This is a genomic window from Acidovorax sp. NCPPB 3576 (genome assembly GCF_028473605.1).
Taxonomy (GTDB): domain Bacteria; phylum Pseudomonadota; class Gammaproteobacteria; order Burkholderiales; family Burkholderiaceae_C; genus Paracidovorax.
Map to the genome: position 1 here is coordinate 2311837 of NZ_CP097267.1, position 13274 is coordinate 2325110.

At 64.2% G+C, this 13274-nt stretch carries 13 protein-coding genes; 8 read left to right on the plus strand and 5 right to left on the minus strand.

The features are described 5' to 3' along the window. Positions 1-15: 15 nt before the first annotated feature. Together M5C98_RS10650 and M5C98_RS10655 are read right to left on the minus strand one after the other, a co-directional pair. On the minus strand, positions 16-498 hold the full coding sequence (locus tag M5C98_RS10650) for a hypothetical protein (RefSeq protein WP_272552676.1): 483 nt from the start codon (positions 496-498) through the stop codon (positions 16-18). Next, positions 482-1453, minus strand: a complete 972-nt coding sequence (locus M5C98_RS10655) for a hypothetical protein (protein ID WP_272552677.1) — start codon at positions 1451-1453, stop codon at positions 482-484. The genes M5C98_RS10650 and M5C98_RS10655 overlap by 17 nt, the downstream gene beginning before the upstream one ends. Before the next feature lie 424 nt (positions 1454-1877). Here M5C98_RS10655 and M5C98_RS10660 point away from each other — a divergent pair, with 424 nt between their 5' ends. From M5C98_RS10660 to M5C98_RS10670, 3 genes are all read left to right on the plus strand, one after another. Beyond that, on the plus strand, positions 1878-2012 hold the full coding sequence (locus M5C98_RS10660) for a hypothetical protein (protein ID WP_272552678.1): 135 nt from the start codon (positions 1878-1880) through the stop codon (positions 2010-2012). A gap of 94 nt (positions 2013-2106) precedes the next feature. Further along, positions 2107-4662 carry a penicillin-binding protein 1A gene (locus tag M5C98_RS10665; protein WP_272552679.1) on the plus strand — a complete coding sequence of 852 codons (2556 nt, stop codon included), beginning with the start codon at positions 2107-2109 and terminating at the stop codon, positions 4660-4662. Positions 4663-4793: 131 nt separating this feature from the next. Next, on the plus strand, positions 4794-5576 hold the full coding sequence (locus M5C98_RS10670) for a transporter substrate-binding domain-containing protein (protein WP_442867260.1): 783 nt from the start codon (positions 4794-4796) through the stop codon (positions 5574-5576). A 134-nt stretch (positions 5577-5710) separates the two neighbouring features. Here M5C98_RS10670 and M5C98_RS10675 read toward each other — a convergent pair whose 3' ends face one another. Continuing rightward, the gene (locus tag M5C98_RS10675; protein WP_272552680.1) at positions 5711-6259 is read right to left on the minus strand and encodes an NUDIX hydrolase; all 549 of its coding nucleotides are present in this window, start codon (positions 6257-6259) and stop codon (positions 5711-5713) included. Positions 6260-6359: 100 nt separating this feature from the next. Further along, entirely contained in the window at positions 6360-7055 is a 696-nt protein-coding gene (locus M5C98_RS10680; RefSeq protein ID WP_272552681.1) for a fumarylacetoacetate hydrolase family protein, read from the minus strand. Positions 7056-7215: 160 nt separating this feature from the next. Here M5C98_RS10680 and maiA point away from each other — a divergent pair, with 160 nt between their 5' ends. After that, positions 7216-7884 (plus strand): maleylacetoacetate isomerase, encoded by a 669-nt coding sequence (maiA, locus tag M5C98_RS10685; RefSeq protein WP_272552682.1) that lies wholly within the window; start codon positions 7216-7218, stop codon positions 7882-7884. Between the two features lie 8 nt (positions 7885-7892). Then, positions 7893-8783, plus strand: coding sequence for a polyphenol oxidase family protein (locus M5C98_RS10690; protein WP_272552683.1), 891 nt, complete (start codon positions 7893-7895; stop codon positions 8781-8783). On the opposite strand, the gene M5C98_RS10695 is transcribed toward M5C98_RS10690, so the two are convergent. Beyond that, positions 8691-9059, minus strand: a complete 369-nt coding sequence (locus tag M5C98_RS10695; RefSeq protein WP_272552684.1) for a hypothetical protein — start codon at positions 9057-9059, stop codon at positions 8691-8693. The genes M5C98_RS10690 and M5C98_RS10695 overlap by 93 nt on opposite strands. Positions 9060-9194: 135 nt before the next feature. Between M5C98_RS10695 and M5C98_RS10700 the strand changes: the two genes are divergently transcribed. The 3 genes from M5C98_RS10700 (at position 9195) to phbB (ending at position 13168) form a co-directional block, all read left to right on the plus strand. Next, positions 9195-10919 (plus strand): PHA/PHB synthase family protein, encoded by a 1725-nt coding sequence (locus M5C98_RS10700; protein ID WP_272552685.1) that lies wholly within the window; start codon positions 9195-9197, stop codon positions 10917-10919. A gap of 108 nt (positions 10920-11027) precedes the next feature. Continuing rightward, positions 11028-12209, plus strand: coding sequence for an acetyl-CoA C-acetyltransferase (locus tag M5C98_RS10705; protein WP_272552686.1), 1182 nt, complete (start codon positions 11028-11030; stop codon positions 12207-12209). Between the two features lie 221 nt (positions 12210-12430). After that, complete coding sequence (gene phbB / locus M5C98_RS10710) at positions 12431-13168, plus strand: acetoacetyl-CoA reductase (protein WP_272552687.1); 738 nt, start codon at positions 12431-12433, stop codon at positions 13166-13168. Positions 13169-13274 lie beyond the last annotated feature (106 nt).

Genomic DNA, 13274 nt, shown 5'->3' on the forward strand with positions numbered 1-13274 from the left:
AATCGACATCAAACATCAGCAGCCGTTGATTCCGGTGTCGGAAATCATGTTGCAGATTGGCTCGTTAAAAAATCCGTCGGGATAAATATTGCCGACGGTCACTACCCCCACAGGTACAGGATCGACGAAACCACCGGACCCGGGTGCGCCTGCATTTCCCGGATTTGGATCAAGCCCCCCACCATCTGCAAGGGGTTGCCCTTCACCTTTGTAATCTATTCCGGGATCTGGGTATTTAAGCTTTGGGCTCCATAAAACGCCTTGATTCGGTGTTAAATATTGCGTACAGGTGGTGCCATCACAAATAGACACTGTGTCGTTAGCGGCCCACATGCTTACATTGGGATTCACAAAAACTCCAATAAATGCCCTTACTTCAGCGGGACTCATGGTGATGGAGCAAGTAGGGCATTTATACCTTCCATAATCACGCGCAATAACAAAAGCAGTTACAAGCAATAGCCCAATCAGCAAAATATTCTTAATTTTTTGAATCATTTTCAACCCTTTGAATAACGGATAAAATTTTTTCGGCGTTGTGCTTTCCTCGTTGAATTTGATCTGTACTAAGATTCCTTTCAAAATGGTTTAAATAGTTGGAAAGCGCATTATTTATATTCATATTGCCGTCGGGCTTCATTGAATAAACCCATGCGTATGCATACCCATAGGATTTAACTGGGTCGTACATATCAACGAACATAGAGTTCAATTCGTCGTGGCTTTTAGGTGAGACGCTATATATAGAAGCGAGGGTATTCAGTGCGGCAAGATTCTTTGCCATTGCCGCTTTTTCAAGGTAATCAGCGGCCGTGTGCTTCCACGCTTGAAGTTCTTCGGCACTGATTCCAGCTACCGCAAAATCGGCTTGCCAGCGTCCCCGAGGCCCTACGTCCATGAAGGCCAACATGGCCTCCGTATCTCCTTTTTGGGCACGTGCAGCGACAATATCGGACCTGATCTGATAGTCACTGTCTAATAACCGGCCACAAAACTTTGAAGACTGATCGACGTTATTTTCTAGTGCCGCGATTTCGCCGGCTACGGCTGTGCCACTGCTTTTTGCTTTAATTAAAGCATCTGAACTCCCCTGCATGTTGATGCAATATGACAGTGACGACAAGACTTTGGCGTCGTCTTCAGCCGTTTTCTGTGATTTTTTTCTGTAATCCTGAACGATTTCCCAGGTCGGCTTCTCAGGCGGGGTTAATGCTGTAAGTAATTCAGAAATGCGCTGCTGATATTTTTGAATATTCTTATTGACCGTAGGTCTCATGGGCGAAATGGTGGTATTTTGCCCGTCGGTCATCTTTGGGTATTCCATAACCGAAGGGGTATTGATATTTGTATTGCCTGCTTGATTTTTTTGCGGACTGTTATTGGTTTTTGTTGGAAAAAATATGGCGATCAGAATCGCTGCCAATACACCGAATATTAATATCTTGTGTTTCATAAATATCATTTGACTTCGAGTTTCGAAGAGGCACTCTTCGTTTCGGCCTTGACTATATTACATATTTTCCAAGTTAACTCATAATTAATAATGCTACAAAAAGCCACAGACGTAAAAAATCTTGTCAGTATTCACGTCGCATTTACCAAGTTGCTCGATCCGCATTACCCCGCAGCGGATGTGCGGGGCCGCCAAGCATTGAGGCGCAGCGGGTATTGCCTCGTGCCGCGGACGGCGTTACCGTCACCAGCCTCACACAACCTGGGGCTATCATGACGACCCGCGCGTGGGCAGCCGCTGGCGGTCAACGACAGCGGCGCCTTTGTGCCGAAGCCCTCTGCTCCATCTACCAATTCCACTAGCAGGAGATGGTTGAGAAACAAGGTTCCTGAGGAGAGCAAGGGGAGATGGGTGCCTCGGCCGAGTGCGCCGTGCAGTTCCTGGTGGTCAAACCATCGTCCTGACGGGGACTCGCAAGCACGTCAAGTTGCGGGAGTTGGGCGTGCCCGTGCTGGACGAGGCCGGCATGCTGACCCTGCTGGGGCGCGAGTCCGCTTGAGGCGTGCCAGGCCCTGAATTGGTTTGCTATATTTTTAATAGCTGTCAGCGCATGATGAAATTGCGCTGAGGCCCTTTTTTATTCAAAGCTTTTGATGCCTCCCGTGCTTGCCTCCCTGCGCGCGCGCCTGTCTTCCGCGTGGCAGGGCCACGCCCCGGCGCCGCTGCAGCGCCTGGCCTCGTTCATTGCCCAGCAACTGTCCCGGCGCGCCGTGCTGTGGGCGCTGCTGGCCGTGCCCCTGGCCCTGCTGCTGTACGTACTGGCGCTGATCCCGTTTACCCCGGCCATCAGCGACATCCGCAAGGCCAAGACCGAGCAGCCCGCGCAACTCGTCTCGGCCGATGGCCGCCTGCTGGCCGAATACAAATGGGTCAACCGCGAATGGGTGCCCCTGGAGGGCATCGCCCCCTCGGTGAAGGACGCCCTCATCGCCACCGAGGATCACCGCTTCTACGACCACTTCGGCCTCGACTGGCGGCGCACCGGTTCGGCGCTGATCCGCACACTGGGCGGCGACAAGCAGGGCGGCTCCACCATCACGCAGCAGCTCGCGCGCAATCTCTATCCCGAGGACATCGGCCGCGCGCCCACGCTCACGCGCAAGCTGAAAGAAGCCATCACGGCGCTCAAGATCGAGGTGCTGTACTCCAAGGACGAAATCCTGGAGACCTACCTGAACACCGTGCCGTTCCTGTACAACGCCTACGGCATCGAGATGGCCGCGCGCACGTACTTCGACAAGTCGGCCGACAAGCTCACCGTGCTGGAGAGCGCCACCCTCATCGGCATGCTCAAGGGCACGAGCTACTACAACCCCGTGCTCAACCCCGAGCGAGCGCAGGAGCGGCGCAATACCGTGCTGTCGCAGATGAAAAAGCGCGGCAAGCTCACCGCCGAGGAGTACGACACCCTGTCGCGCCGGCCGCTGCGCATCCGCTTCGAGCGCCAGGTCGAAACCGCCGGCCCCACGCCGCACCTGGCGCAGCAATTGCGCAAGCAGCTCATCGACTGGGCCGACCGCAACGGCTACAGTCTGTATGCCGATGGCCTGGTGATCCGCACCACCATCGACTCGCGCCTGCAGGCCTTCGCCAACCAGGCGGTCACCCGGCAGGGCCGGCAATTGCAGGGCGTGGCCGACAGCGCCTGGGCCTCGCGCAATGCCTGGAACCCCAAGGGCCCGCTGGTGCAGTCGCTGGTGCGCGAATCGGCGCAATACGAAGCCGCCGTGGCCAAGGGCGCCACGCCCGAAGAGGCCCTTCAGGGCTTGCTGGACGACGCTCCCTTCATGCGCCAATTGCGCCAGCAAAAGACGCGCGTGCAGGCCGGCTTCCTGGCGCTGGACCCGCGCAGTGGCGAGGTGCGCGCCTGGGTGGGCAGCCGCGACTTCGCCATCGATCCGTTCGACCACGTGCAAGCCGCGCGCCGCCAGCCGGGCTCCACCTTCAAGCCGTTCGTGTACGGCGCGGCATTCGCCAACGGCCTGCTGCCCACCGACACGCTGATGGACGAGGCGGTGGAGATTCCCCTGGGCGGCCGCCAGGTCTGGCGCCCCACCGACGAAGGCCCGCCCACGAACGAGCCCATGACCCTGGCCGACGGCCTGGCGTATTCCAAGAACACCATCACCGCGCAGGTCATGCAGAAGGTCGGCCCCGAGCGCGTGGCGCGCTGGGCGCAGGCCATGGGCGTGCGCGAGTCGCGCCTGGACGTGGTGCCCTCGCTGGCCCTGGGCACGAGCCCCGTCACGCTCAAGGAAATGGTGGCTGCCTACGGCACCATCGCCAACGGCGGCCAGTACCGCGCGCCCATCGTCATCACGCGCATCGAAGACAAGAACGGCAAGGTGCTGGAGGACTTCGCCCCCGCCGACCCCGAGCGGGCCGCGGGCCTGTCGGCCGTGCAGGCCCTGCGGGACGCCATGCGCGGCGTGATCGACAAAGGCACGGGAGTTGCCATCCGAAGCCGCTACGGCATCACTGCCGACGTGGCGGGCAAGACCGGCACCACGCAGGACAACACCGACGGCTGGTTCATCCTGATGCACCCGCAGCTGGTGGCCGGTGCCTGGGCCGGCTTCAACGACGGCCGCATCACCCTGCGCAGCGACTACTGGGGGCAGGGCGCCCACAGCGCGCTGCCCATGGTGGGCGAGGTGTTCCAGCAGGCCCTGCGAACCAAGGTGATCGACACGCGCGAGCGATTCATCGACGAGGAGGAAAAGGGCGGCTGGATGGACAACGCCGTGGGCGGCATGCGCACCTGGGTCTATGACCTCTTCGGCCGCCGCACCGGCCCGGCCACCGACACGCCGCCGCCCGCGCAGGGCATGGCCCCGGTCGAGCCCGCGATGCGCCCGGCCTCCGATGCGTCGGCGCCCCAGGGGTTGCCCGAGGCCCCGGACATCTCCGAAGCACCGCTCAAACCGCTGCAGGATGCGACGCCCGAGGCCCCACCCGTAGCCGCGCCGCCCGAGAGCAACGGTTTTCCGGGCGCGAGCTTCGGCGGGCAGCAGACCATGCCGGCGGTGCCGCAGCCCACCGCTCCCCAGAACGGCGGCACGGGCGATGCCTCCACCCCCGTGGCGCCAGCGCCTGCGCCTGCGCCTGCAGGCGGCGGGCTGCCGTTCTTCATCGAATCCAAGCCCTGAACGCGCTTTCCGCACGCCATGGCCCGCATCCCGACCGCTCTCCGCTATGCTTGCCAGCGGTGCGTTCGCGGCCGGTGCCATGGCCGCCGCGCCGTTGCGATCCTCCCCCTCAACCTCTGGATACCCTTGCCATGATTGCTCGAAAAATGCGTTCCCTGGTCGCCGCTGGCGCCGTGATCTGCCTGTCGCTCGTGACCGCTGCCCACGCCGGCCCCCGGCTGGACAAGATCATGGAAAGCAAGGTCCTGCGCGTGGGCACGCCCGGCGACTACCGCCCCTTCGCCATCAAGACCGATGCCGGCTACAGCGGGCATGACATCGACGTGATCGAACTGATGGCCAAGGAAATGGGCGTGAAGGTCGAATACGTGGCGACGAGCTGGCCCAACCTGATGAAGGACCTGCAGGGCGACAAGTTCGACGTGGCCGTGGGCGGCATCACCCGCAACGTCACGCGCATCCGCCAGATCGAGATGCTTCCCGGCTACGCGCCGTTCGGCAAGGTGGCTCTGGTGCGCACGGCCGACAAGGCCCAGTACCAGACGCTGCAGGACCTGAACAAATCGTCCGTGCGCGTCATCAAGAACCCTGGCGGCACCAACGAAACCTTCGTGCTGCAGAACCTGACCGCCGCGCAGGTCAGCACGCACGACAAGAACGCCGAAATCCCCGCGCTGATCGCCGAAGGCAAGGGCGACGTGATGATCACCGAAACCTACGAAGCCCTGCACTACGCCAAGGCCGACCCGCGCCTGACCGCTGCGTTCATCAATGCGCCGCTCACGCCCACCAACACCCTGGGCTTCATGCTGCCCAAGGACGACGCCGACTATTCGCGCGTGATGGAGTTCGTCTGGGGCCTGCTGGACGCCCGCGGCACGCTCAAGCAGTCGGCGGACAAGTGGCTCAAGTGATCGCCTGAGGCGATCTTCGGGTGCCCGCTCCGGTGGCGGGTGCCCGAAAAGCAAGAGGGCGCAGGCCACGGTGACGTGGCTGCGCCCTTTTTTATGGAACCGGCCGCAGGGCCCGCCCCGCGAAGGCATCAGGGTCAGTCGATGTCCACGCAGTGCAGCCCGAACCGGCCTGCCTTGCGGTCGGCGAAATAGCGCTCCAGCGTGGTCTTCACGGTGCGGAAGGCGATCTCGTCCCAGGGCACCTCGTCTTCGGCGAACAGGCGCGCCTCCAGGGTCTCGTAGCCCGGGTCGAACTGGTCGCTGAGCAACTCGGCCAGGTAGAAGAAATGCACCTGGCCCACGTGGCGCACGCTCAGCAGGCTGAACAGCGGCCCCATCCGGATCTGCGCGCCGGCTTCCTCGTCGGTCTCGCGCTCCGCGCCCTGGGCGGTGGTTTCGTTCAGTTCCATGAAGCCTGCCGGCAGGGTCCATTTGCCGAGGCGCGGCTCGATGGCGCGCCGGCACAGCAGCACCTGGTCGCGCCACACGGGCAAGGTGCCCACCACGTTCAGCGGGTTCTCGTAATGGATGGTGTGGCAGGCGGGACAGACGGCGCGGAGCTTGGTGTCCCCATCGTCGGGAATGCGGTACGCCACGGCCGCTCCACATTCGCGGCAGTGCTTGATCGGGCTGCGGGAGGTCATTCGGTTTTTATAACGTGAAGCGTGGGACGGCGGCAGAACGGCAACAGCGGCCCGGCCGGTGGCGGCAACGCCAGGGCCAGGCCGCGCTCGGCAACCGGGGTCAGGCGACGGCCAGGCGCAGGGTGCCCAGGCCGTCCACGCCGCCTTCGAGCGTGTCGCCGCGCACTACGGCGGCCACGCCTTCCGGCGTGCCCGTGAAGATCAGGTCGCCGGGCTGCAGCTCCCACGCGGCCGACAGGTGCTCGATGGTTTCGGCGATGTTCCAGATCAGCTGCGAGACGGTGCTGCGCTGGCGGTCGGCGCCATTCACCTGCAGCCAGATCGCGGCCTGTGCCACGTTGCCCGCCTGCGCGGCCGGCGTGATGGGGCCGATGGGCGCGCTGTGCTCGAAGGCCTTGCCGATCTCCCAGGGGCGGCCCTGCTTCTTCATGTCGTTCTGCAGGTCGCGGCGCGTCATGTCCAGGCCCACGGCATAGCCATAGACGTGCTGCAGCGCGTCGGCCGCGGTGATGCCCTTGCCGCCCTTGCCGATGGCCACGACCAGTTCGATCTCGTGGTGCAGGTTGGCAGTGAGCGTGGGGTAGGGCAGCGTGCCCGTCTGGCCGGCATCGACCACGACCAGGGCGTCGGCGGGCTTCATGAAGAAGAAGGGCGGCTCGCGGCCGGTGAAGCCCATTTCCTTGGCGTGTTCTTCGTAGTTGCGGCCCACGCAGTAGATGCGGTGCACGGGGAATCGGTCGCCGGTGCCGATGACGGGCACGCTGGCCACAGCCGCAGGAGGAATCACATAGCTCATGTCTGCCTTTCTTCGAAAAGGGAATGGCGCGGGGCATGCCGGGCCGGGTTTTGGGGTGGCCGCGCGGCGGCTTCTTGCCGGCGCGGGCGCAAACCGGCAGTGTGCCACGGGGCCGGTGCGGTCGCTGTCCGCGGCGGGGCGGCGTTATGCTCGCCGCACCATGCAGCTGTTCAACTACTTCCGTTCATCGTCCTCGTACCGCGTGCGCATCGCCCTGGGGATCAAGGGCCTGCCCTACGACTATGTGCCGGTGCACCTGGTGCGTGCCGAACACCGCCTTCCTGCCTATGCCGACCGGCTGGGCGACCCGCTCGTGCCGGCGCTGGTCACCGACGACGGCCACACCCTGGCGCAGTCGCTGGCCATCATCGAGTACCTCGACGAGACGCATCCCGCGCCCCCTTTGCTGCCTGCCGATCCGCTCGGCCGCGCTCAGGTGCGGGCGCTGGCACAGATGATCGCCTGCGAAATCCACCCCATCAACAACCTGCGCGTGCTCAAGTACCTCACGCAGGAGCTGCAGCAGAGCGAAGACACCAAGAGCGCCTGGTACCAACACTGGACGCGCAACGGCCTGGCGGCTTTCGAACGCCAGCTGGGCCTGCTGGCGCAGGAGCGGCAGGCCGCGGGACTGGCCCCCTCGCAGTTCTGCTGGGGCGATGTGCCCACGTTGGCCGACTGCTGCCTGGTGCCGCAGATCTTCAATGCCCAGCGATTTCGCGTGAATCTGGACGGCCTGCCGCTCACCATGGCCGCGTGGGAAGCCGCCATGGCGCTGCCGGCCTTCCAGGGCGCGCACCCGTCCGCCTGCCCGGACCACGAAGCCTGACCGCGCCGATGTCCACGCCACCACTGGGCCACGATTGGCTGGTGCCCGACTGGCCGGCGCCCGCCCATGTGCGCGCGCTGTGCACCACGCGCGCGGGCGGCGTGAGCGCGTCGCCCTACGACGCGCTCAACCTGGGCGACCATGTGGGAGACGATCCGCTGGCGGTGCAGGCCAACCGGCGCATCCTGCAGGAAGCGCTGCGCTGGGGTAACGACCAGGTGGCCCGCCCGGTCTTTCTGCGTCAGGTGCACGGCTGGCAAGTGGCTGAACTCGGCCCCGACACCGATGACGGCACGCAGTCCGATGCCTGCACCGCCACCGGGCCCGGCGTGGCCTGCACGATCATGGTGGCCGACTGCCTGCCGGTGCTGCTGACCGATGCGCACGGCAGCCGCGTGGCGGCGGCGCATGCCGGCTGGCGTGGCCTGGCGGGGCAAGAAGGGCGCGGTGTGCTGGAAGCGGCCTTGGAGTGTTTTGGGCCTCCGCCGCAATCAAAACTAGGGGGTGATGCTATAAAAAATGTAGCATCTGTTTCGGGGCCTGCAGCGGCATCCGAGGCCCCGGCGTCCGACTGCATGGCCTGGCTGGGCCCCTGCATCGGCCCGACCGCGTTCGAAGTGGGCGCCGAGGTCCGCGCTGCGTTCTGCGATGTGCACGCCTTGGCCGATCGGCATTTCGTCTCTCGGGGCGGCGGCAAATACCTGGCCGATCTCGCGGGCCTGGCGCGGCAGCGGCTCCAGGCGCTGGGCGTCAGCCGCGTGTACGGCAATGACGGCAGCGCCGCATGGTGCACCGTGGGCCAGTCGTCACGGTTCTTTTCGCACCGCTACGGCAGCGCCTTCGGGGGCAGTGGCCGCTTTGCCGCCTGCATCTGGCTCGACCATGCCGCCGGCCGTTGATGGATGCGGCTGAGCGGGCTCCGAGGTTTTTGGAGACGCCGCTGCCTGTGCTTGCGCTTGCGCTTGCGTGTGCGCTTCCCGCTCGGCCAGCTGCCTTGCATGGATCGCGCGTTTGCGGCCCGGCGTGCCCAGGATGTACACCACGATGGACATGGGCAGCAGCCCGTAGAACGCGAACGTGATGATGGCGCCCAGCACCGTGCCGTTCGGGGCCATGGCTTCGGCCACCGCCATGAGCAGCGTGACATACAGCCATCCAATGACAACGAGATACATGTTTCGGCCTGGGTTTGGAGGCAGTTGGTGAAAAAAGGAAAGCGGCGTTGCCACGGCGCTCGCCGCTCGGCAACAATGGCCGCCATGGCTCGCCCCTGACGCGGCCAAGCATATTCTTGTGGAGGAGACGAACATATGGCGGATTCTGAATCACCCTGGGGACCGGACACCCAGGCATTCCAGCAGTTCCAGCAAATGCTGGGCAAGGGCTGGACCCAGGCGATGCAGGCTTTCCAGCAGGCCGCCCCGGCGGGCGTGGCTGGCATCCCACCCAAGGCGTCTGCCGCGCCGGTGCAGTTTGCTCCTGAAAAACTCGCGGCCCTGCAGCAGCAATACGTGAAAGACGCCACCGCGCTCTGGACGCAGGGCGCCCAGCCCAACGCCAGCGCGGACCGCCGTTTCAGCGGCGATGCCTGGGCGCAGAACCCCGTGGCCGCCTTCTCGGCGGCGGCCTACCTGCTCAATGCGCGCACCCTCATGGGTTTGGTCGATGCGGTCGAGTCCGATGCCAAGACCCGCGCCCGCATCCGCTTCGGCGTGGAGCAATGGATGGCCGCCATGGCGCCCAGCAACTTCCTCGCCTTCAATGCCGAGGCCCAGAAGAAAGCCATCGAAACGCAGGGCGAGAGCATCGCCAAGGGCGTGGCCAACCTGCTGCATGACCTGCGCCAGGGCCATGTCTCGATGACCGACGAAAGCCTGTTCGAGGTCGGCCGCAACGTGGCCACCACCGAGGGTGCGGTCGTGTTCGAGAACGCGCTGTTCCAGCTCATCGAATACAAGCCGCTCACCGACAAGGTGCACGAGCGGCCCTTCCTCATGGTGCCGCCGTGCATCAACAAGTTCTACATCCTCGACCTGCAGCCCGAGAACTCGCTGATCCGCCATGCCGTGAGCGAGGGGCACCGCACCTTCGTCGTAAGCTGGCGCAATCCCGACGATTCGCTGGCCCATAAAACGTGGGACGACTACGTGGAAGAGGGCGCGCTGGCCGCCATCGGCACGGTGCAGGACATCACCGGCGCGGCCCAGATCAACGCCCTGGGCTTCTGCGTGGGCGGCACCATCCTGAGCAACGCGCTGGCCGTGCTGGCCGCGCGCGGTGAAGAGCCGGTGGCGAGCGCCACGTTCCTCACCACGCTCATCGACTTTTCCAACACGGGCATCCTGGACGTATTCATCGACGAGGCGTTCGTGCAGTTCCGCGAGCTGCAGATGGGCAAGGGCGGCATGATGAAGGGGCAGGACCTGGCCTCCACCTTCAGCTTCCTGCGGCCCAACGACCTGGTGTGGAACTACGTGGTGGGCAACTACCTCAAGGGCGAGACGCCGCCACCATTCGACCTGCTGTACTGGAACAGCGACAGCACCAATCTGCCCGGCCCCTTCTATGCCTGGTACCTGCGCAACTTCTACCTCGAGAACAACCTGGTGCAGCCCGGCCGGCTCACGGTGTGCGGCGAGCCGATCGACCTGAACTTCGTGGACCTGCCGGTGTACATCTACGGCTCGCGCGAGGATCACATCGTGCCCATCGACGCGGCCTACGCCTCCACCCAGGTGCTGCCGGGCAAGAAGCGTTTCGTCATGGGCGCGTCCGGCCACATCGCCGGCGTGATCAATCCGCCGGCCAAGAAAAAGCGCAGCCACTGGCTCCGCGAAGACGGCCAGTTGCCCGGCTCGCTCGACGAATGGCTGAAGGGCGCCACCGAGCACCCCGGCAGCTGGTGGACCGACTGGTCGCGCTGGCTCAAGGGCCATGCCGGCAAGCTGGTCGCGGCGCCCAAGACCTATGGCCGGGGCACGCGCTTCAAGGCCACCGAACCGGCGCCGGGGCGCTACGTCAAGCAAAAGGCCTGACGCGGCTGGCGTTTCATCGGCGGCTGCAAGAATCGGCCGCAGGGCGTGCCGCAGCCCGCATGCCACCTCGATTTCAAGATTCCCGTTTCTGCACAAAAAAGGACTGATATGGAAGACATCGTCATCGTTTCCGCCGTTCGCACGGCCGTGGGCAAGTTCGGCGGCGCGCTCGCCAAGACCCCCGCCACCGAACTGGGCGCCATCGTCATCAAGGAGGCCCTGGCCCGCGCCAAGGTGCCGCTGGACCAGGTCGGCGAAGTCATCATGGGCCAGGTGCTGACGGCCGGCGTCGGCCAGAACCCCGCGCGTCAGGCCATGATGAAGGCCGGCGTGGCCAAGGAAACGCCCGCGCTCACCATCAACGCCGTCTGCGGCTCGGGCCTGAAAGCCGTCATGCTGGCCGCCCAGGCCATCGCCACGGGCGACAGCGAGATCGTGGTGGCCGGCGGCCAGGAAAACATGAGCCTGTCGCCCCACGTGCTGAACGGCTCTCGCGAAGGCCAGCGCATGGGCGACTGGAAGATGACCGACACCATGATCGTGGACGGCCTGTGGGACGTGTACAACCAATACCACATGGGCATCACCGCCGAGAACGTCGCCAAGGAACACGGCATCACGCGCGAGCAGCAGGACGCGCTGGCCCTGGGCAGCCAGCAAAAGGCCGCCGCCGCACAGGATGCCGGCAAGTTCTCCGATGAGATCGTGACCGTCAGCTTGGCGCAGAAGAAGGGCGACCCCGTGCTCTTCAACGCCGACGAGTACCTCAACCGCAAGACCAATGCAGAGGCCCTGTCGGGCCTGCGCCCGGCCTTCGACAAGGCCGGCACGGTCACCGCGGGCAATGCCTCGGGCCTGAACGATGGTGCCGCCGCCGTGGTGGTGATGAGCGCCAAGAAGGCCGCTGAACTGGGCCTGGAGCCGCTGGCACGCATCGTCTCCTACGGCACCAGCGGCCTGGACCCCGCCACGATGGGCATGGGCCCGGTGTCGGCCACGCGCAAGGCCCTGAAACGCGCCGGCTGGACGGCGGACGACGTGGACCTGTTCGAGCTGAACGAGGCCTTCGCCGCCCAGGCCTGCGCCGTGAACCAGGCGCTGGGCCTGGATGTCTCCAAGGTCAACGTGAACGGCGGCGCCATTGCCATCGGCCACCCCATCGGGGCGTCCGGTTGCCGCGTGCTGGTCTCGCTGCTGCACGAAATGAAGCGCCGCGGCGCCAAGAAGGGTGTGGCCGCCCTGTGCATCGGCGGCGGCATGGGCGTGTCGCTGGCAGTCGAGCGGGCTTGATCGGCGAGCGGCGGGCCAGCCGCCGCTTCTCGTCTTCTGCCCAGCAGGCCGCACCCGGGTGCGGCTTTTTTTTCGCCCGCAGCCTCTTTTGCTGCGGTTCTGATAGCACGCGGGCCCCGCATGGCTTTGTCAAAATTTGTATGGCTCGGTGTTTTCCTCAGCGGCCGGGCGTGGAATCTTGGTTAGAGTGCTCGCGTGAATCGTTGATAAGGAGAACTCACATGAACCAGAAAGTAGCGTATGTCACAGGGGGCATGGGTGGCATCGGAACGGCCATCTGCCAGCGTTTGCACAAGGATGGATTCAAGGTCATCGCGGGCTGCGGGCCCACGCGTGATCACGCCAAGTGGCTGGCCGAGCAAAAGGCGCTGGGGTACAGCTTCTATGCCTCGGTGGGCAATGTCGGCGACTGGGATTCCACCGTGGATGCCTTCACGGCCACCAAGGCCGATCACGGCACCATCGACGTGCTGGTGAACAACGCGGGCATCACGCGGGACCGCATGTTCCTCAAGATGTCGCGCGAAGACTGGGACGCGGTCATCGAAACCAACCTCAACAGCATGTTCAACGTGACCAAGCAGGTCGTGGGCGACATGGTGGAAAAGGGCTGGGGCCGGATCATCAACATCAGCAGCGTGAACGGCGAGAAGGGCCAAGCCGGCCAGACCAACTATTCCGCCGCCAAAGCCGGCATGCACGGTTTTTCGATGGCTCTGGCGCAGGAACTGGCGAACAAGGGTGTGACCGTGAATACGGTGAGCCCGGGCTATATCGGCACTGACATGGTCAAGGCCATTCGCCCGGATGTGCTGGAAAAGATCGTCGCCACCGTTCCGGTCAAGCGCCTGGGCGAGCCGAGCGAAATCGCATCGATCATCGCCTGGCTGGCCTCGGAAGAGGGCGGCTACGCCACGGGGGCCGATTTTTCGGTCAATGGTGGCTTGCACATGGGCTGAAGCCGAATGGCAGATGCCGCATGCATTGCGGCACTGCTCAGGCAACAAAAACCCCGCCATGGCGGGGTTTTTTCAATTGGGGGAGGGAAGAGAGGGGGAAGGAAGG